Origin of the sequence: Stenotrophomonas sp. TWI809, from assembly GCF_039673205.1 — a bacterium.
Taxonomy (GTDB): Bacteria; Pseudomonadota; Gammaproteobacteria; order Xanthomonadales; family Xanthomonadaceae; genus Stenotrophomonas.
In genome coordinates, this window is sequence record NZ_JBDJLE010000003.1 from 43,473 (window position 1) to 62,582 (window position 19,110).

The following is a 19,110-nucleotide window of genomic DNA, read 5'->3' on the forward strand; positions in this document are numbered from 1 at the left end:
AAAAGCGGCCGGGGTAACCCGGTCGCTTTTTTTGTGTGTAGGAGGGAGGGGCGGCTGGATACGCCTCGGTCTCCATCGTCCGCTCCAATGAGTGTTGTGCTGGGCAGTGCATGCCTGTATATTCAATTGGTTGCGCAGAAATCAGCGCAACTGCGACGGCCCAGTGCCCCTGTCGCGGTCAGGACACATCCAACGGTCGGGTTTCCCGGCCGTTTTGCTTTTTAAGGGGGCAGCGGTACAGTCGGTAACCTTGAGGAAAGCGAAAAAGATGGACATGACGATCAACGAAAAGCCGGCGCGGACGCTGCCGGTGCAGGACGCGCGGATCTACCCGCGCGGTGGGCTGGATGTGTTGTCGCGCGCGGAAGTTGCGCGCCTGCGCGATGCCTCCGGTGGTGGTATGCACGAACTGCTGCGCCGCTGCGCGCTGGCCGTGCTGACCAGCGGCAGCGCCTCCGACGATCCGCGCGCGGCGCGCGATCTGTATCCCGATTTCGATATCCAGGTGGCCCAGCAGGACCGCGGCGTGCGCATCGATCTGGTCAACGCGCCGGCGATGGCCTTCGTGGATGGCGAGATCATCCGCGGTGTGGCCGAGCTGTTGTTCGCGGTGGTCCGCGATCTTGCCTACATGGCCATCGAGATGGGCCCGGCCTACGCGGCGGAGCTGGAATCTTCGGAAGGCATCACCAACGCGGTGTTCGGGCTGCTGCGCAACGCGCGCATCCTCAACCCGGGCGACCCGAACCTGGTCGTCTGCTGGGGCGGCCACTCGATCGGTCGCGATGAGTATCTGTACACCAAGCAGGTCGGCTACGAGCTGGGCCTGCGCGGGCTGGACATCTGCACCGGCTGCGGCCCGGGCGCGATGAAGGGCCCGATGAAGGGCGCCACCATCGCCCACGCCAAGCAGCGCAAGACCACCACGCGCTACATCGGGCTGACCGAGCCGGGCATCATTGCCGCCGAGTCGCCGAACCCGATCGTGAACCACCTGGTGATCATGCCGGACATCGAGAAGCGTCTCGAAGCGTTCGTGCGCATCGGCCACGGCATCATCGTGTTCGCCGGTGGTGTCGGCACCGCGGAGGAGATCCTGTATCTGCTGGGCATCCTGCTGCGCGACGAGAACAAGGACCTGCCGTTCCCGCTGATCCTGACCGGCCCGACCGTGGCCGCGCCGTACTTCGAGCAGATCGACCGCTTCATCCGCCTCACCCTGGGTGAGGAAGCCGCCAGCCGCTACGAGATCATCATCGGCGATCCGGTCAACGTCGCCCGCAAGATGGCCCAGGGCATCAAGCGCGTGCGCGAACATCGCCTGGCGCAGAAGGACTCGTTCTTCTTCAACTGGTCGATCGAGATTCCGTGGGAGTACCAGCAGCCGTTCGTGCCGACCCACGAGGCGATGGCCGCGCTGGACCTGCACCACGGCCGCCCGCCGCATGCCCTGGCCGCCGACCTGCGTCGCGCGTTCTCCGGCATCGTGGCCGGCAACGTGAAGGAAGACGGCATGCGCCGCATCGAGCAGTTCGGTCCCTTCGAGATCCATGGCGATGCGGACATGATGCAGGCGCTGGATGAGCTGCTGCGCGCCTTCGTCGAGCAGCGCCGCATGAAGATCTCGGGCGAGTACCAGCCCTGCTACAAGGTCATGGCCTGAGGCCCTGGCCGGGCCAGCGGCGGGCAGGGGGCCTGCCGTCGGCCTGGATCTGCGTCAACTGATTGACGCCTGTCGCCTCCGGGCGACCGTTCGTCCTGCCGCCCCTTGCTGATCGGCGGCGGGACGTTCATCTTCTGTGTCATCAACGCTGGGGAGCGTTTCATGTCTTTGCGCCGGTCCAACGGCTTCACACTGATCGAGTTGATGGTCACCATCGCGGTGCTTGCCATCCTGGCAGTGATTGCGTTTCCGAGTTTCCAGGGCGTGCTGCGCTCGAACCGGGCGGCCACCACCACCAACGAGCTGATGGCTTCATTGGCGCTGGCGCGCAGCGAAGCGCTGAAGAACACCCGTGGGGCCGGGGTATGCGCCTCATCCGATGGCACCAGCTGCAACGGCGATACCTGGGGCGACGGCTGGATGGTCTGGTCCGATGCCGACGGCAGTGGCAGCTTCGATTCCGGCGAGCCGGTGCTGCGGTACTCGGCCGGCTCGACCAAGATGCTGGGCAGCCAGGACAACCTGACGCTGGCCTTCGACGGCCGGGGTCGCAATCGCGCCGCATCGGCGCTGGACATCACCCTCAAGCCCGACGAGTGCGGGGACCTGCCGCTGCAGCGCACGCTGCGGCTGTCGGCCGTTGGGCAGGTACGTGTGGAACGGGAGAGCTGCAAGTGACGGCAAGACATCTTGGCGCGCGGCGCGCAGGGCAGGGCGGCTTCACCATGATCGAGGTGCTGATCGCGATCGTGGTGATGAGCATCGGCCTGCTTGGTTTCGCGCTGTTGCAGACGATGAACGTGCGGTTCGTGCAGAGCGCGAATTTCCGCACCCAGGCGACCAACCTCAGCTACGAGCTGCTGGACCAGATCCGGATCAACCGCGTCGCCGCGACGACCTACGTAGGCAGCTACGCGGCGACCACCAAGGCGGCCGATTGCACATCGCCGATCGGCGCCAAGATCACCAAGGATCAGTACATGACGGACTGGCGCTGCCGGCTGGGCAAGGCCCTGGGCGATGAAGCCAGTGCCAAGGTGACCCGCAGCGGCGATGAAGTGACGGTCAGCGTGAGCTGGGGAGACGAGCGCTGGCTGGACGCGGCGGACACCACCTTTGCGGCGAGGACGCAGCTGTGATGCGCGCCATGTCACCCCGTGAACGCGTACGCGGTCTTTCGCTGATCGAGTTGATGATCGCCATGGTCATCGGCCTGGTCCTGCTGTTGGGCCTGATGCAGGTGTTCGCCGCTTCGCGCACGGCCTCGCGCCTCTCGGAGGGGCTGGCGCGCGTGCAGGAGAATGGCCGCTTCGCGATGGACTACCTGCAGCGTGATCTGCGCATGGCCGGCCACTTCGGTTGCGTCAACGACCAGAGTCACAATGTGCAGAGCCCTGGCTCGATGCATACGACCTTCGATGCCGGCGGCCACCCGGCGCTGGATTTCATGCAGTCCATCCAGGGCTTCGAGGCCGCCGACACCGAGCCTGGCAAGCCGTTGACCCTGAGTGCCACACCGTCGACCGGCGGCATCGAGTACACCCCGGCGCTGCCGACGGAATACGCCGAAGCGTTGACCAATCGGGTGGACGGCAGCGACATCGTCGCACTGCGGTTTCTGGTGCCCGATGGTGTCCCGGTCACCTTGGTGGGGGGCACGGACGATAAACCGGTGTTCAATTTCGACAGCAGCCGTTGGGCCGTTCTCCAAAGTGGTGTGGAAGCGCCGGGCCTGTTTGGTGTCGCCGACTGCCTGACCGCCACCATGTTCCAGGCAAGCGAGGTGAGTGGGTCTGCCGGTACCGTGACATTCGAGTCCGCGCCGAACAACACCGGCAGCTTCACCAGCCTCTATACGCCGGGCCAGGCCATGCTGTATCGCGCGGAGAGCGTGGTCTATTACATCGGCTACGACGCCACCACCAAGCAGAGTTCGCTCTATCGCGTGCGGTTCTCGGCCAAACCCGGTGAAGCCCTGGTCGCGGGTACGCCGGAAGCACTGGTCGAGGGGGTCCGCAACATGCAGCTTCTGTATGGGCAGGATCGCTCGCTCAGCGCCGCCTCGCCGCCCACCGGCTACATCGATCGGCAGGGAACCGCTGCCGACGTGGAGGCCTCGATCACGCCGGCCGCCGATGCGTGGCGTCGGGTCGGGGCGGTGCAACTGGGCCTGGTGCTGGAAAGCCCGGATCCGTCAGCCGCAGCGCAGGCCAACGCGGATGCGGCGTTGACGGCCATGGGCGTCACCTTCACCGCGCCGACGGACGGTCGTTTCCGGACGGTCTACCAAACCACGATCGCCGTACGTAATCGCCTTTATGGCAATTGAGGCTTCAATGGCATCGCGTCCAAAACCCTTTGTCGCACCGCGCCGCCAGAACGGTGCCGTGCTGTATGTCGCCCTCATCATATTGATCCTGCTTGCGCTTCTCGGCGTAGCAGGCATGCAGGTGACCGGCATGCAGGAGCGCATGGCGGCCAACTACCTGCGCACCAACCTGGCCTTCCAGAATGCCGAGGCGGATGCACGCACGCTGGAGAACACCATCGATACCGACCTGGCGGCCGGCGGCACCTACACGGCAAAGCAGGAAGAGTGCAGCCCGATCTTCGATCCCCTGACCTGGGCCGACGGCACCTCCGACGCCAAGGCAAGCTATACGCGGCGCCTGGACAAGTGCTTCGCCGCCTCCAGTGCGCGCGTGGGTGAGCGCCAGAACGAAGAGACCGGCAACATCTATCAGATCACTGCACTGGCCAGTGACGAACCGACCAATCCCTCGGCCAGCGCGGTCGTCGACACGATCTATATCCCATGACCTCTGATCGCTTCCATTTCAGCAAGCGCACGATCAACTGGCTGCGCATTGGCGTCCTTGTCATCGTGGTGGGCTTCCTGCTCAGCCGCGTCGTGCCGCTGCGCGCCGCGCTGGGCGACTACGACATCGCGCAGGAGCCGCTCTATACCAAGCAGAGCCAGCCGCCGCTGATGATGATGGTGATGTCGCGCGATGAGCAGCTGTTCAACAAGGCCTACAGCGATTACAGCGATCTGGACGACGACAAGATCATCGATACCACGTACCAGGACAAGTTCCCGTACGAAGGCTATTTCGATTCGAATCTTTGCTACAGCTATGACGCCGGAGTGTTCAAGGCCGCCAACTCAGCCACCGGCGACAACAAGCACAGCTGTGGTGGCAAGGGCTGGTCGGGCAACTTCCTCAACTGGGTGACCATGAGCCGGCTGGACGTGATGCGCTACGTCCTCTATGGCGGGCAGCGTTCCACCGATGATGCCAACAAGACCGTGCTGGAGCGCGCACAGATCCCCAATGACCTGCACGCGTGGGTCAAGGTTTATACCGGCAACGATATCAACAGCTTCACGCCCCTGACATCGAGTGCATCGTTCTGTAACGCGAGCATCAGTGCGGATGGTGCGCCGCTCATGCGCGTGGCGGGTGGGGTCTGGTCGGAATGGGCGTCAACGGCACTTTATCAATGCGGCGTGAGCCGCACGGGTGATGGCGGTTCGGATACGCCTAAAGAAACCACCGACTACAACGTCCGGGTGGAAGTCTGTAATCCAGGCAAGGATGCGCACCGCGAGAGTTTCTGCCGCAAGTACAACGACGGTACCAACGATCACTACAAGCCCAGTGGTCTGCTGCAGAGCTATGGTGAGAGTGGCCGTCTTCGTTTTGGCCTGGTGACCGGCACCTACTCCAGTCCTCGCGATGGCGGTGTGCTTCGCCGGAACATCGGCAAGATTGCTGGCAATGGCAGTACGCTTTGTGACGCCGGCGATGAGATCAACCTGGCCACCGGGCAGCTCTGCCTGGCGAAGAACAGTGGCGCCGAGGGCATCATCAATACGATGTCCAACTTCCGGATTGACCAGTGGAACTGGAGCAACAATTGGAACGACTGCAACGACTACAGCATTCTGAACCGCCAGGGGTTCAAGGGTCGCGGCCATTTGCTCGATCCGGGCAGTTCCGGCGACGGTGCCAAGAACTGCAGTGCCTGGGGTAATCCGCTGGCCGAGATGTATGCCGAGGCGCTGCGTTACGTGGGCGCTGGAACCAAGGTTTACGGAGATACCGGTGATCTTTCGGGCCTGCCAACCGGGGTCGAATGGAAGGATCCTTACCGGAGCACGGCAACGGGGGGTAATTCGTACTGCGCCACCTGCAACATTCTGGTGATGTCCTCGGGGCTCCCGTCGTTCGACAGTGACAACGTCGGGTCGGTGCCCCATCTGGCTTCGGCGGTGTCGGCGACCGACGCACTCGGTGCTGCGGAAGGCATCAACGGCAAAAGCTATATGGCTGGGCGCGTCGGTTTGACTGGCCGCTATGAGTCGATTCGCACCCACGAAGACATCTGCGAAGCCCGCACCGTCGACAACCTCAGTCTGGTCCGCGGTATCTGTCCGGACATTCCTTCCACCGAAGGTAGCTACCTGATGGCAGGGTTGGCAAAGGCCGCCGCGGAGACCGATCTGCGCCCGGGCCTGACAGGCAAGCCGGCGGACTACAAAGTGACCGCGACCACCTATACGGTGGCCATGGCGGAGAACCTGCCCAAGTTCGACATCAGCGTTGCCGGCGGCACGATTTCGTTGTCGCCGCTGTGTCAGGCAAACAACACCGGCAGTGCCAAGATCAGTGATTCGGGTTGGCGCAGCTGCTTCCTCGGCGCCGTCGGAATCGGCACCAAGCAGTCGACGGTGGGTGCCAAGCATGTCTATGGTCGTCCCTATCGTGCCGACGGCAAGTCCGGCAGCTTCTCGCTGGTGTGGGAGGATTCGTTGTGGGGCAACGATCATGACAACGACGTCGTGACGATGATGAGCTACTGCGTCGGTGCTGCCTGCGGGGACAAGGCGGGCGTGGCTGACATGTGTTGGCGATCGGAGAACAAGACGGAATGCGCCAATGGCTTGTTGAACGCGACCATCGGCGAAGATGAGGTACTGGTGCGCCTTGAGAATCTTTCGGCGTACGCAGGCAATGCGATGTTGACCGGTTACACCATCGTTGGCTCGAGCGCGACCAACGTGCAGCGCCTGCTGCTGCGTCCGGGCGACAGCAATGGCTCGGTGATCAGCACCTCGGAGAATCCGCCGGGCAACTGGACCAAGCCTTCTCTGGTTCGCTACAAGTTGAGTGGTGCGCAGGCCAGCCAGCTGGAAAGCCCGCTGTGGTACGCCGCCAAATACGGCGTGCCCAGTGGCAAGTGGGACACCAAGGTGCCAGGTACGCCGGATAACTACTTCCTCGCACGCAATCCAGCCAAGCTCAAGGCCGCGCTCGAGGCGATCTTCGCAAGTGCGGCGGAAGGCGACGCGCCGGTGGCGGGCGGTGGCTCGGGTGCGCGTATCAATGCGGGCTCGTTCACGGTATCAGCCAGTTACAAAGTGACCTCGGGCACCAACGACTGGGTGGGTGATGTCGTTGCCAGCAAGGTGTCCGATACCGGTACCGATGACATCGAGCTGTGGCGCGCCTCGACCAAGATGAGCTCCAGTGGTCGCACCATCGTCATGGCGACTTCGCCGACCACGGTCGATGGGAGCGGGGCGTTGGTGCCGGTGGCGGCTGCACCGTTCGAGGCGAACAATATTCCTGGCGCCGACCGCGCAGCTCAGTTGTCCAACATCGGTTTCAGTAGTTCGATTCCCGAGTGGTTCGGATCGCACAGCGTGGCCGATCTGGTGAACTACCTGAAGGGCTCGGCCATCAGCGGCTTCCGCTCACGCGGCTCGATTCTTGGCGATATCGTCAACTCCACTACCGAGATCGTGTCCACGGCCGACAACTACGGCTATGGCACGTGGGGCTCCACGCCCGCCTGGAAGTCGACGCTGGCGACCCGATACAAGGACTACCTGACCGCGAAGAAGAGCCGGCGCACCATGGTGTATGTCGGCGCGAACGACGGCATGCTGCACGGCTTCGATGCCTCTACCGGCACAACGGCCGGCAATGAGCTCTTCGCGTTCATTCCATCCGCATCGCTGCAGCACATGGCCGAGCTGGCCAATCCGAAGTACTCGCATCGTTATTACGTGGATGGCGCGTTGACCTCGTCGGACGTCTACTACGGCGATGCCTGGCATACCGTGCTGGTCGGCTCCACCGGTGCCGGCGGCGCCACCCTGGCGCCCAATGCGAAGGCTGTCGGCAACGGCGCGATGTTCGGCTTGAACATCAGCAATCCGGGGGCCTTCACCAAGGATGATGTGCTGTGGGAAGTTTCGGGCAAGACCGATTCGGACATGGGCTTCGCGCTGGGCAAGCCGGTGATCGTGCCGGTCGTTGGCAGTGCGGCTGAGAGCGCGCCGCGGTTCGTGGCGATCTTCGGCAACGGCGTCAATGCATCCAGTGGCAAGCCGGTGCTGTTCGTGGTGGATATCCAGAGCGGGCAGGTGCTCAAGCGACTGTCGCCCAGTGGCAGCGGCTATGCGTTGCGCAACGGCCTGATCAACGTCGCGCCGGTGGCGGCCTACAACAGCAACGGGATCGCCGACACCGTCTATGGCGGTGACATGCAGGGCAACCTGTGGAAGTTCGACCTCCGCGATCCAGACCCCAGCAAGTGGGCCGTGGCCTACAGTGGCGCACCCCTGTTCACCGCCAGCCGCAACAGCGTCGCCCAGCCGATCATGGGGGGCCTGGAGGTCTCCAAGGCGGCCGGGCGTGGCTACAACATCGTGTTCGGTACCGGCCAGTACTTCACCAATGACGACAATTCCGTGAGTTCGTCTTCGCCGGTGCAATCGCTGTACGGCGTCTGGGACAACATGACCTCGACGATTGGCGGACGCGGTGATCTGATCTCGCAGCAGATCACCTCGCGTGCCGGAAGCGGGGGTTACTCGCTGCGGGATGTCAGCAGCAACGCCGTCAATTATGTGAGCCAGCGCGGCTGGTATACCGACCTGATCGTCGGCGACGTGGTGGCCGGTGAGCGCTTCGTTGGCTATCCGACCATCCAGGATCGGAAGGTGGTGTTCACCACCTACGAGCCGGGTCAGGCGATCTGCGGCGGCGGCGGCGGTACCAACTGGATGTACTCGCTGGATCTGCTTACCGGCGCTGGATCGATGACCGGCCTCAGTCAGGAGATCGGGGGCGATTCGCTGTGCACAGGCAACTGCGGCGGCATCGCGCTGACCAAGGGCGGGGCCACCAATAGCGGCCCACCGGTGAAGGACAGCAACATCTTCGTGCCGAAGCTGACTCCGTGCGACCCGACCAAGGCCACCTGCACGGTCGATGAGCTGATCAAGGCCAACCAGTGCACCTTCGTGCTGCGTGCACCGGGTGCCGACCCGCTGTACATGCCGCGCCCCTGCGGACGCCAGTCCTGGCGGCAGGTGCGCTGATGACCTTCATGACGAGAGCCCCCATGCAGACCGCCTTCCGCCGCCGTGTCGCCGGTTTCACCCTGATCGAGCTGATGATCACGGTGGCCGTGGTGGCCATCCTTGCCACCATCGCCATGCCGGCCTATCAGGACTCCGTGCGGAAATCCCGGCGTGCCCAGGCCAAGGCCGATCTGGTGGAGCTGGCCCAGAACCTGGAGCGTTACCACACGGTCCAGAACACGTACGCCACCGCCAAACTGCAGTTCACCCAGTCACCGCGCGATGGCACCGCACATTACACCCTGTCTTTCGACAAGGATCCGACAGCGAGTACGTTCGGTATCCAGGCCGTCCCGGTGGCCGGCGGAAGCCAGGCCAAGGACACGTGCGGCACGTTGGCGCTGGATCAGGCAGGGCGCAAGAAGCCCACCGAGAAGACCGTCTCCGGCTGCTGGTAACGTTGCCCTATCGCCGGTTGTACCGGAGTGCTTGCATCCCCCTGCCGATGCTGGCTAGAATGCGCACCCCGCCCGAATAGCTCAGCCGGTTAGAGCACTTGACTGTTAATCAGGGGGTCGTTGGTTCGAGTCCAACTTCGGGCGCCAGATCTGCAAAAGCCGCGAGCAATCGCGGCTTTTGCTTTTTGTGTTTCCGCCCGGCGGGCGATGATGGCCTCAGCAGGCCACGGGGCGCCGCGGACGCTCGCTGCGGATGCGGCCTGAAAGGCTGACCACCACCTTGCCCTGGGAGGCGCCGTCCAGGCAGAAGATGACCGACTGGTTGCTGCCATTGAGCCGCCCATCCGGCCGGAACTGGAGGCGCGGCTTGGCCTGGCTGCCCCAGGCGCTCAGCCTGGAGCGGGCGTGCTGCTGCACCAGCAGGGGGCCTGCGGAACGCGCCTCGCCCGAGGAAGGCGTTGCGGTGGCATAGAGCATCCAGCCCCGGGCCCAGTCCCGGCCGCACGTCACGCCATCGTCAGTGGGGCAGACCGCGATCGGGCGCCGTTCGGTGATCGCCGTGTTGCGCGCGGTCGCCAACGCGGAGGCCAGCTGCATGCGCAGGCTGTCGGCCTGCAGGCGATCCCGGGTCTGCTGCATGGCCGGCAGGGCCATGCCGGTGAGGATGGCCAGGACCGCCATCGCGATCAGCGACTGGATCAGCGTCACGCCGGCGCAGGTGGCCGGGCGGGGCAGGGGGCGGGTGTGTTCCACGGCGACGGTCCGGGGTGCGTGCAACCTTCACTCTGGCGGCCCGACGGCCCCACCGCCGCCGGTTCATGCCGCGTTGTGCTGTCGGCCCTCCCCTCAACAGGCCGTCACCAACCCGGCCGTTATACTGAAGGCTTCCCGGCAGTGGCGGCACCATGAGCGATCGTTTCCAACTTGAATCCCCGTATTCGCCGGCGGGCGACCAACCGGCGGCCATCGAGAAACTGACCGCCAACTTCGAGGCGGGCATCGCCAAGCAGACCCTGCTCGGCGTCACCGGTTCCGGCAAGACCTACACGGTCGCCAACGTGATCCAGCGGGTCCAGAAACCGACCCTGGTGATGGCGCCGAACAAGACCCTGGCCGCGCAGTTGTACGGCGAGTTCAAGTCGTTCTTCCCGCACAACGCGGTCGAGTATTTCGTCAGCTACTACGACTACTACCAGCCGGAGGCCTATGTGCCTTCGTCGGACACCTTCATCGAGAAGGACAGTTCGATCAACGAGCACATCGAGCAGATGCGGCTGGCGGCGACCAAGACCCTGTTGTCACGCCCGGATGCGATCGTGGTGGCGACGGTATCGGCGATCTACGGCCTCGGCGCGCCCGAGGACTATCTGTCGATGCGCCTGATCCTCTCCACCGGTGAGCGGATCGACCAGCGCGAGCTGATCAAGCACCTGACCCAACTGCAGTACACCCGCAACGAATTCGAGCTGCACCGCGGCACCTTCCGCGTGCGCGGCGAAGTGATCGATGTGTTCCCGGCCGAATCGGACAGCGAAGCGGTGCGCATCGAGTTGTTTGAAGGCGAGGTCGAGCAGATCAGCATGTTCGATCCGCTGACCGGCGAAAGCCTGCGCAAGATGATGCGCTACACCATCTATCCCAAGACCCACTACGCGACCACCCGTGAGCGCGTGCTGTCGGCGGTGGACACGATCAAGGCCGAGTTGAAGGTCCGCCTGGAACAGCTGTACGAACAGAACAAGCTGGTGGAAGCGCAGCGCCTGGCGCAGCGCACCCAGTTCGATCTGGAGATGATGGCCGAGGTCGGCTACTGCAACGGCATCGAGAATTACTCGCGGCATCTCACCGGCAAGAATGCCGGCGATCCACCGCCGACGCTGTTCGACTACCTGCCGCCGGATGCGCTGCTGGTGATCGACGAATCGCACGTGACCATTCCGCAGATCGGCGCGATGTTCAAAGGCGACCGCTCGCGCAAGGAAACCCTGGTCGAGTTCGGTTTCCGCCTGCCGTCGGCATTGGACAACCGTCCGCTGCGTTTCGAGGAGTGGGAAGAGCGTTGCCCGCGCAGCATCTATGTCTCGGCCACGCCGGGTCCGTACGAACTGCGCGAGACCGAAGGCGAGATCACCGAACTGGTGGTGCGCCCGACCGGCCTGATCGATCCCGTGGTCGAGATCCGTCCGGTCGGCACCCAGGTCGACGATCTGATGTCCGAGGTCAACGAGCGCATCAAGCTGGGCGACCGCGTGCTGGTCACCACGTTGACCAAGCGTATGGCTGAGAACCTCACCGAGTACCTGACCGAGCACGGCATCCGCGTGCGTTACCTGCACTCGGATATCGATACGGTCGAGCGTGTGGAGATCATCCGCGATCTGCGTCTGGGCAAGTTCGATGTGCTGGTCGGCATCAACCTGCTGCGCGAAGGCCTGGACATGCCCGAAGTGTCGCTGGTGGCGATCCTGGATGCGGACAAGGAAGGCTTCCTGCGTTCGACTGGCTCGCTGATCCAGACCATCGGCCGCGCCGCGCGCAACCTGCGTGGCAAGGCGATCCTCTATGCGGACAAGATCACGCGCTCAATGCAGGCCGCGATCGACGAGACCGACCGTCGTCGTGCCAAGCAGGTCGAGTACAACGAACTGCACGGCATCGTGCCCAAGTCGGTACTGCGCCCGATCACCGATGTGCTTGAAGGCGCGCGTTCGGAAGCGGCTGAGAAAGAATCGCGTGGCAAAGGGAAGGGCAAGGGCAAGGGTGGGCGCGTGGCCGAAGAGTCCACCGACTACCGCACGATGGAGCCGGCCCAGATCGCCAAGCGCCTGCAGGCGCTGGAGCAGCAGATGTACCAGCACGCCCGCGATCTGGAGTTCGAAGATGCCGCCCGCGTACGCGATCAGATCCGTCAGTTGAAGGAGGCCAGTCTGGGCTGAACAACGCGTTGTGAAATATCTTCACAAAAGTGTTGCGCTTTCCAGGGGGCGTCCGTAATATACGCGGCCTGCACCGACGCATTCGCAGCGGGGCAGGGAAGCAAAACGGGCGGTTAGCTCAGCGGTAGAGCACTACCTTGACATGGTAGGGGTCACAGGTTCGAACCCTGTACCGCCCACCACTTCAGTCCCGGAGACTGCAGTGGCACAACAGAAAAGCCAGCCCTAGGGTTGGCTTTTTTGCTATGTGTATTTCCTGACAGTGCCCTGCATGCCGCACTGATACCGCGCGCCGCGCCCGCCGTCGACACTCAGGGTTTGCCGGGCGCTGCCCATGCGACGAGTGCTACACACCGGCACCAGGGCTGCACGCACGCCTCTCCCGATTTTCGGCAAGGCGTGTGTTGTCGCGCTGTTGGCAGGCATCTGCGTGATCGTCTTCTCGCCCCGGCTGCTGCCACTGGGGTGGGGCGTTGCTGCGGCAGCGTCCGGCATCCTGTTCTGGATCCTGCCCTGCCGCTTCCGCCTCCTCGGTGCTGCCCTCTTCGGGTTTGGCTGGGCCGCGCTGCACGGTCACGCCGGGTTGGCGCGGCAGCTGCCCCCCGGCGCCCCGCCGGTGGACCACGCGCTGCACGGGCGCGTGATCAGCCTGCCTCACCACGGCCCCGGCGGTACCCGTTTCCGCTTCCGGGTGGATGATGCGCCGGCGATGCCCGCCGAGCTCCGCGGCCGTGACCTGGCGCTGGGTTGGTATGACGGTTTTCGCGGCGAAGCCGATGATCGAAGGCGCACCCTTCGGGCCGGTGAACGCTGGTCGCTCACGGTCCGTGCCCGGCCACCGCGCGGGCGGGTGAACCCCGGCGGGTTCGATGCCGAGGGCTATGCGTTGCGGCAACGGGTGGCTGGGAGCGGGTACGTACGGGAGCCTGCCCAGGCGCATCCGCTGGGGGAGCCGACCGGACTGCCCGCATGGCGGGAGCGGATGGCCGAGGCGATTGCCAGGGCGGTCCAGAGCGACGGCCGCCGCTTCGTCCAGGCCCTGGCACTCGGCGATACGCGCGGTCTCAGCCAAGGGGACTGGGACGATCTGCGTGCGTTGGGGGTTACGCACCTGGTGGCGATCTCCGGCTTTCATGTCGGTGTGGTGGCAGGCGTTGCCGCACTGCTGGCCAGTGGGCTCTGGCGCTGCCTGCCGCTGCTCGGCCTGTACGTGCCGCGCCCGATGGGGGCCGCGGCGGCGGCTGTCGCAGGCGCTGCGCTGTACGCCGCCGCAGCGGGTTTCGCGCTGCCGACCGTGCGTACCGTGCTGATGATCGCGGTGGTGGCCGCCGCCCGCTGCAGCCGGCGGCGGGCGAGCGTGGCGCAGTCGCTCTCCCTGGCGGCGCTGGCAATGCTGCTGTTCGATCCGCTCGCCGTGCTCGCGCCCGGCTTCTGGCTGAGCTTTGCCGGCGTCCTTTGGCTGATCTGGTGCCTGCCGGGGCGTGAGCAGGGCTGGCTGCGCGGTTTTCTGAGTGCGCAGGGTGTGGCGACCGTGGCGCTGCTGCCGTTGACGGTGGCGCTGTTCGGGCAGGCCTCCCGGGCCGGACCGCTGGTGAACCTGGTGGCGATTCCGTGGTGGACGATGGTAGTGGTGCCGCTGGCGTTGCTCGGCACTGCGCTGGAGGCCCTGATCGACGGAGCGGGGCGCTGGCCGTGGCAGTTGGCGGCGTGGTGTTTCGAGGCGAGCTGGTGGCTGTTCGGCCATGCCGCGCGCAGTGAGCTGTCGCTGTGGTGGCTGCCGCAGGCCAATCGCTGGGCGTTGATCTCGGCGGTGTTCGGTGTGTTCTGGCTGCTGCTGCCGCGCGGCAGTGGCGGCAGGGTGCCCGCGCTGTTGCTGTGCCTGCCGTTGCTGTGGCCGGCGCGGCATGGCCCGGGCGAGGGTGAGGTGGAACTACTGGTGATGGATGTGGGGCAGGGCCTGGCGGTAGCGGTGCGCACGCGCCGCCACACGCTGCTGTATGACACCGGGCCGGGGGCCGACGATGGCTTCGATGCCGGCGAGCGCATCGTGGTGCCGACCCTGCGCGCGCTGGGGCAGGGCCGGCTGGACCGGATCATGATCAGCCACGACCACCGCGATCACACCGGGGGGCTGCGCGGGGTGCGCCGCAGCTTTCCCGGTGCGACGCTGCAGGCCCCGCCCGGCGCCCTGCGTGGCCGCGCAGTGGCCTGCCATGCCGGTCAATCGTGGCAGTGGGACGGGGTGACGTTCCGGGTGTTGCATCCCCCGCGCGATGTGCCGCAGCCGACCAATGACAGCAGCTGCGTGCTGCGGCTGGAAACGCCGCAGGGCGTGATCCTGCTGGCCGGCGACATCGAAAAGCGCAGCGAGGCGCTGCTGGTCCAGCAGGCAGGTGCGCTGCTGGCGGCCGAGGCGGTGGTGGTTCCACACCACGGCAGCGCGAGCTCGTCCACGCCGGCGTGGGTCGCAGCGGTTGCGCCTGGGTTGGCGATCGTCTCGTCCGGCCACCGCAACCGCTTCGGGCACCCACGCGCGGAGGTGGTCGCGCGCTGGCAGGCGGTCGGGGCTGAGGTACTCAACACCGCCGACAGCGGCGCCGTGCGGGTCTGGCTCGGGCGTGAAGGCCTGCAGGTGCGAGAACAGCGGGTTTTCGAGCGGCGTTGGTGGGATGCCGCGGAGCGGAGCCGGCCGGCTGCTATCCTATCGGCGATCAAACAGGCGGCCGATGGGCCGGAGGATTGAAACGTGTGGGAACTGGTCAAGGCCGGTGGCTGGCCGATGCTGCCGCTGCTGCTGTTGGGCGTACTGGCTTTGGCAATTGTCCTGGAGCGTTTCTGGACCCTTCGCCGCAATGAAGTCCTGCCCCCCGGGCTGGGGCAGGAAGTGCGCAACTGGGCGGCGCGCGGCAAGCTCGACCCGAGCCACATCCAGTCGCTGCGCGGCAACTCGCCGCTGGGCGCGCTGCTGGCGACCGCGCTGGAAGCGCGCAACCGTCCGCGCGATCAGATCCGTGAGCGCATCGAAGACGCCGGCCGGCATCTGGTTCACCGCATGGAGCGGTTCCTGAATGCCCTCGGCACGATCGCCTCGGCCGGCCCGCTGCTGGGCCTGCTCGGCACGGTGGTCGGCATGATCCAGATGTTCATGGGCATCCTCGACCACGGCGTGGGCGATGTGAATCAGCTCGCCGGTGGCATCGGCAAGGCGCTGGTCTGCACCGCAACCGGCATGATCGTGGCGATCCCCGCGCTGATGTTCCATCGCTACTTCAAGGGCCGCATCGCCGGCTACGTGATCGAGATGGAGCAGGAGGCTTCGGCCCTGCTGGATGCGCTTGATGGCCGCCCCGGCGTGATGAACAACGCACCGCGCGGTGCGGGTGCGCAGGCGGGTGCGGCACCGGTCACGGTCAAGGGCTGACGGATGCGCATCCGCAATGACCGGATCCAGGACGAGCCGCAGATCGATCTGGTTCCCCTGATCGATGTGATCCTCGTTCTGATCATCTTCTTCGTGGTCACCACCACCTTCGACGCGCGTTCGACGCTGCAGCTGCAGTTGCCGACCGCCAGCCAGCAGGACACCACCGAGCCGCCGCGCTCGCTGAGCGTGCTGGTCAATGCCGAAGGGCGTTACTTCATCAACGACCAGGAAGTGCTGCGCACCGACGTCGAGTCGGTCAAGCAGACCATTGCCGCCGTCGCCGGCAGCGATCGGGAACAGACCGTGCTGTTGCGCGCCGACGCGCGCACCCCTTACCAGGCTGTCGTCACGGCCCAGGATGCTCTGGGCCAGCTGGGCTTCCGCCGCATCGCCATCGCTACCGCGCCGGAGGTGCGTCCATGAGCAAGAAAAATTCCCCTGTCTGGCCGATCTACAAGCGCCTGCTCGGGTATACCGGTGCCTATTGGGTGTTCATGGTCGCCGCCGTGGTCGCGATGGTGGTCGAGGCCCTGGCCGGCTACAGCTTCACCAAGCTCATGGAGCCGCTGGTCAACCGGGGCTTCGTCAACCCGGAGCCGCGGATGGCGGTGATCCTGCCGTTGACCATCCTCGGGTTGTTCATGATGCGCAGCCTGGCCACCCTGGTCAGCGATTACGCGCTGGCCCGCACCGGGCGCAGCGTGGTGCGCGACCTGCGTGAGCAGGTGCTGGAAAAGTACCTGCATCTGCCGTCCTCGCATTTCGATGCCGAGGCCACGCCGGTGATGGTCAGCCGCCTGAACTTCGATACCGAGCAGGTCACCCAGGCCAGCGCCGATGCGCTCAAGACCCTGGTGGCCGATACGCTCACCATCATCGCCATGCTGGTGGTGATGCTGCAGATGAGCGTCAAGGTCACGATGGCGATGCTGGTGGTGGTGCCGCTGATCGGCGTGATCGTCTCGATCGTGGGCAAGCGCTACCGCCGGATCAGCCGTGGCATCCAGGACGGCATGGGCGGCATGGCGCAGACCGCCGAACAGTCCCTGGCCGCGCAGCAGGAAGTGAAGGTGCATGGCACCCAGGCGCACGAGATTTCGCGCTATTCCAGGCTTGCCAACCGCATGCTCGGCCTGAACATGAAGGTCGAAACCACGCGCGCGCTGGCCTCCAGCACGGTGCAGTTCCTCGCGGCCCTGGCGCTGGCGGTGATCGTATGGGTGTCCACCCGCGAGGCGCTGGCCGGCAAGCTCAACGCAGGCCAGTTCATGGGCCTGATGACCTCGATGATGGCGATCATTCCGTCACTGCGTCGCCTGACCAGTGTGCAGACCTCGATCTCGCGCGGTGTGGCCGCGGCCGAGCGCCTGTTCGGGATTCTCGATATGCCGGTCGAGCGCGACGAAGGGATCCAGCGGATCGGCCGCGCACGGGGCGAGCTTGCGTTCGAGCACGTGATGCTGCGTTATCGCGAAGACACCGGCATCGCGCTGGACGACATCAGTTTCGTGGCCAAGCCGGGCACGGTGACGGCGATTGTCGGCCGCTCCGGTAGCGGCAAAACCAGCCTGATCCGCCTGGTGCCGCGCTTCTACGAACCCAGCGGCGGCCGCATCACGCTGGATGGGGTGGCGCTGGACGATTACCCGCTGGCTGACCTGCGTCGCCAGGTGGCCATGGTCGGGCAGAAGGTCATGCTGTTCGATGACACCGTGGGCGCCAACATCGCCTACGGCATGGATGCGACCGAAGAGCAGATCCGCGCCGCGGCCGAAGCGGCCAATGCGTGGGAGTTCATCGCGCGCATGCCGCAGCAACTGCAGACGCCGGTCGGCGAGAACGGTGCGCTGCTCTCCGGCGGCCAGCGTCAGCGCCTGGCGATCGCCCGCGCGATCCTGCGCGATGCGCCGATCCTGATCCTGGATGAAGCGACCGCTGCGCTCGACAACGAGTCCGAGCGCCTGGTGCAGGATGCGTTGCAGCGCCTGATGCCCGAGCGCACCACACTGGTGATCGCGCACCGTCTGTCCACCATCGAACATGCCGATCAGGTGCTGGTGATGGACCATGGCCGCATCGTCGAGCGCGGCACGCACAACGAACTGCTGGCGCTGGGTGGCCTGTACGAGCACCTGCACAAGATGCAGTTCCGCGAAAGGCAGCCTTGATGGCAGGCAAGGGCACCCACACGCCGTCGTACTGGTACGACGGCAGCGCCATTCCGTTCCTGGCACGCCTGGCGTCACCGCTGTACGGCGCGGCGATCGCGCTGCGCCGGATGGCGTATCGGCGTCGCTGGCTCAAGCGGCATTCGCTGCCGGTGCCCGTCGTGGTGGTCGGCAATGTCACCGCCGGTGGCACCGGCAAGACCCCGCTGACGATCGCGCTGGTCAACCGCCTGCGCGAAGCCGGCTGGAAACCGGGCGTCGCCAGCCGTGGATATGGCCGCGCAGACGCAGGGACGCCGCGCTGGGTGCTGGCCAGCACCGATACCGCCGTGGGCGGCGACGAGCCGGTGCTGATTGCCTGGAAAACCGGCGTGCCGGTGCGGGTGGATGCGGACCGTGTGGCGGCGGGCAAGGCGCTGGTCGAGGCGGGCTGCGACATCATCGTCTGCGACGACGGGCTGCAGCACTACCGGCTGGCGCGCGACATCGAAATCGAAGTCGTCGATGCCCAGCGTCGCTACGGCAATGGCCGGCTGATTCCCGCCGGGCCGCTGCGCGAGCCGGCCAGCCGTGCGCGCGACTGCGATTTCCGCGTGGTCAACATGGGCCAGGCCAGCGATGGCACCGAAGCGCAGACCGCCTGCGGCTTCGGCGAGTGGCCGATGCAGCTGCGCATCGACAGCGCGCAGCCGCTGCAGGGCGGCCGCGCGCGGCGCCTGTCGCATTTCCAGGGCCAGCGCGTGCATGCGGTGGCCGGTATCGCCAATCCGCAGCGCTTCTTCGACATGCTGCGTGCGCATCGCATCGGCGTGGTGCCGCACGCCTTCGCCGATCACCATGCCTACCAGCCAGCGGATCTGCGCTTCGGCAGCGAACTGCCGGTGCTGATGACCGAGAAGGACGCGGTCAAGTGCAAGGCGTTCGCGACCGAATGGCACTTCGCCGTGCCGCTGTCGGCCGAGTTGCCGGCGGCGTTCTGGATCAGCCTGCTGGACCGCGTCGAGAAACTCGGCAAGCGTTGACGGGCCCGGTGCCGGTTGCGGCACACTGCGTCCCTGACTGCATTCCTTTCGTACAGGTCAT

The 19,110-nt window shown here is 65.5% G+C and carries 14 protein-coding genes and 2 tRNA genes; 15 read left to right on the top strand and 1 reads right to left on the bottom strand.

Annotation, left to right across the window (positions count from 1 at the left end):
• Positions 1–274: 274 nt before the first annotated feature.
• The 8 genes from ppnN (at position 275) to ABE472_RS03260 (ending at position 9,646) form a co-directional block, all read left to right on the top strand.
• The gene (gene ppnN / locus ABE472_RS03225) at positions 275–1,663 is read left to right on the top strand and encodes a nucleotide 5'-monophosphate nucleosidase PpnN (RefSeq protein ID WP_121042205.1); all 1,389 of its coding nucleotides are present in this window, start codon (positions 275–277) and stop codon (positions 1,661–1,663) included.
• A gap of 162 nt (positions 1,664–1,825) precedes the next feature.
• A complete protein-coding gene (locus ABE472_RS03230; protein WP_346463752.1) occupies positions 1,826–2,341 on the top strand; it encodes a Tfp pilus assembly protein FimT/FimU in 516 nt (171 codons plus the stop codon).
• The gene (pilV, locus tag ABE472_RS03235) at positions 2,338–2,802 is read left to right on the top strand and encodes a type IV pilus modification protein PilV (protein ID WP_313217815.1); all 465 of its coding nucleotides are present in this window, start codon (positions 2,338–2,340) and stop codon (positions 2,800–2,802) included. The genes ABE472_RS03230 and pilV overlap by 4 nt, the downstream gene beginning before the upstream one ends.
• A gap of 8 nt (positions 2,803–2,810) precedes the next feature.
• Positions 2,811–3,992 carry a PilW family protein gene (locus ABE472_RS03240; RefSeq protein WP_346465469.1) on the top strand — a complete coding sequence of 394 codons (1,182 nt, stop codon included), beginning with the start codon at positions 2,811–2,813 and terminating at the stop codon, positions 3,990–3,992.
• A 7-nt stretch (positions 3,993–3,999) separates the two neighbouring features.
• Positions 4,000–4,482, top strand: a complete 483-nt coding sequence (locus ABE472_RS03245) for a PilX N-terminal domain-containing pilus assembly protein (protein ID WP_121041674.1) — start codon at positions 4,000–4,002, stop codon at positions 4,480–4,482.
• On the top strand, positions 4,479–9,059 hold the full coding sequence (locus ABE472_RS03250; protein WP_346465470.1) for a PilC/PilY family type IV pilus protein: 4,581 nt from the start codon (positions 4,479–4,481) through the stop codon (positions 9,057–9,059). Before ABE472_RS03245 ends, ABE472_RS03250 begins: the two co-directional genes overlap by 4 nt.
• Positions 9,060–9,067: 8 nt before the next feature.
• The gene (locus tag ABE472_RS03255; protein WP_313211234.1) at positions 9,068–9,499 is read left to right on the top strand and encodes a type IV pilin protein; all 432 of its coding nucleotides are present in this window, start codon (positions 9,068–9,070) and stop codon (positions 9,497–9,499) included.
• Positions 9,500–9,569: 70 nt separating this feature from the next.
• Positions 9,570–9,646: transfer RNA gene (locus ABE472_RS03260), tRNA-Asn, on the top strand.
• 69 nt (positions 9,647–9,715) lie between these two features.
• Here ABE472_RS03260 and ABE472_RS03265 read toward each other — a convergent pair.
• Positions 9,716–10,252 (bottom strand): GspH/FimT family pseudopilin, encoded by a 537-nt coding sequence (locus ABE472_RS03265; RefSeq protein WP_313217822.1) that lies wholly within the window; start codon positions 10,250–10,252, stop codon positions 9,716–9,718.
• Positions 10,253–10,404: 152 nt separating this feature from the next.
• Between ABE472_RS03265 and uvrB the strand changes: the two genes are divergently transcribed.
• The 7 genes from uvrB (at position 10,405) to lpxK (ending at position 19,049) form a co-directional block, all read left to right on the top strand.
• Positions 10,405–12,435, top strand: coding sequence for an excinuclease ABC subunit UvrB (uvrB, locus tag ABE472_RS03270; RefSeq protein WP_346465471.1), 2,031 nt, complete (start codon positions 10,405–10,407; stop codon positions 12,433–12,435).
• Positions 12,436–12,542: 107 nt separating this feature from the next.
• Positions 12,543–12,617 (top strand) — tRNA-Val (locus ABE472_RS03275).
• Between the two features lie 152 nt (positions 12,618–12,769).
• A complete protein-coding gene (locus ABE472_RS03280) occupies positions 12,770–15,178 on the top strand; it encodes a DNA internalization-related competence protein ComEC/Rec2 (RefSeq protein ID WP_346465472.1) in 2,409 nt (802 codons plus the stop codon).
• A 3-nt stretch (positions 15,179–15,181) separates the two neighbouring features.
• Positions 15,182–15,856, top strand: a complete 675-nt coding sequence (locus tag ABE472_RS03285) for a MotA/TolQ/ExbB proton channel family protein (protein WP_259260249.1) — start codon at positions 15,182–15,184, stop codon at positions 15,854–15,856.
• A gap of 3 nt (positions 15,857–15,859) precedes the next feature.
• On the top strand, positions 15,860–16,282 hold the full coding sequence (locus ABE472_RS03290; protein ID WP_123728864.1) for a biopolymer transporter ExbD: 423 nt from the start codon (positions 15,860–15,862) through the stop codon (positions 16,280–16,282).
• Positions 16,279–18,027 (top strand): lipid A export permease/ATP-binding protein MsbA, encoded by a 1,749-nt coding sequence (gene msbA / locus ABE472_RS03295; protein ID WP_346465473.1) that lies wholly within the window; start codon positions 16,279–16,281, stop codon positions 18,025–18,027. Before ABE472_RS03290 ends, msbA begins: the two co-directional genes overlap by 4 nt.
• The gene (lpxK, locus tag ABE472_RS03300) at positions 18,027–19,049 is read left to right on the top strand and encodes a tetraacyldisaccharide 4'-kinase (RefSeq protein WP_346465474.1); all 1,023 of its coding nucleotides are present in this window, start codon (positions 18,027–18,029) and stop codon (positions 19,047–19,049) included. The genes msbA and lpxK overlap by 1 nt, the downstream gene beginning before the upstream one ends.
• Positions 19,050–19,110: the final 61 nt, after the last annotated feature.

Coding starts and splice junctions, on each gene's coding strand:
- ppnN (WP_121042205.1), top strand. CDS start 275: ATGACGATCAACGAAAAGCCGGCGCGGACGCTGCCGGTGCAGGACGCG.
- ABE472_RS03230 (WP_346463752.1), top strand. CDS start 1,826: ATGTCTTTGCGCCGGTCCAACGGCTTCACACTGATCGAGTTGATGGTC.
- ABE472_RS03240 (WP_346465469.1), top strand. CDS start 2,811: ATGTCACCCCGTGAACGCGTACGCGGTCTTTCGCTGATCGAGTTGATG.
- ABE472_RS03245 (WP_121041674.1), top strand. CDS start 4,000: ATGGCATCGCGTCCAAAACCCTTTGTCGCACCGCGCCGCCAGAACGGT.
- ABE472_RS03250 (WP_346465470.1), top strand. CDS start 4,479: ATGACCTCTGATCGCTTCCATTTCAGCAAGCGCACGATCAACTGGCTG.
- ABE472_RS03255 (WP_313211234.1), top strand. CDS start 9,068: ATGACGAGAGCCCCCATGCAGACCGCCTTCCGCCGCCGTGTCGCCGGT.
- uvrB (WP_346465471.1), top strand. CDS start 10,405: ATGAGCGATCGTTTCCAACTTGAATCCCCGTATTCGCCGGCGGGCGAC.
- ABE472_RS03280 (WP_346465472.1), top strand. CDS start 12,770: ATGCGACGAGTGCTACACACCGGCACCAGGGCTGCACGCACGCCTCTC.
- ABE472_RS03290 (WP_123728864.1), top strand. CDS start 15,860: ATGCGCATCCGCAATGACCGGATCCAGGACGAGCCGCAGATCGATCTG.
- msbA (WP_346465473.1), top strand. CDS start 16,279: ATGAGCAAGAAAAATTCCCCTGTCTGGCCGATCTACAAGCGCCTGCTC.
- lpxK (WP_346465474.1), top strand. CDS start 18,027: ATGGCAGGCAAGGGCACCCACACGCCGTCGTACTGGTACGACGGCAGC.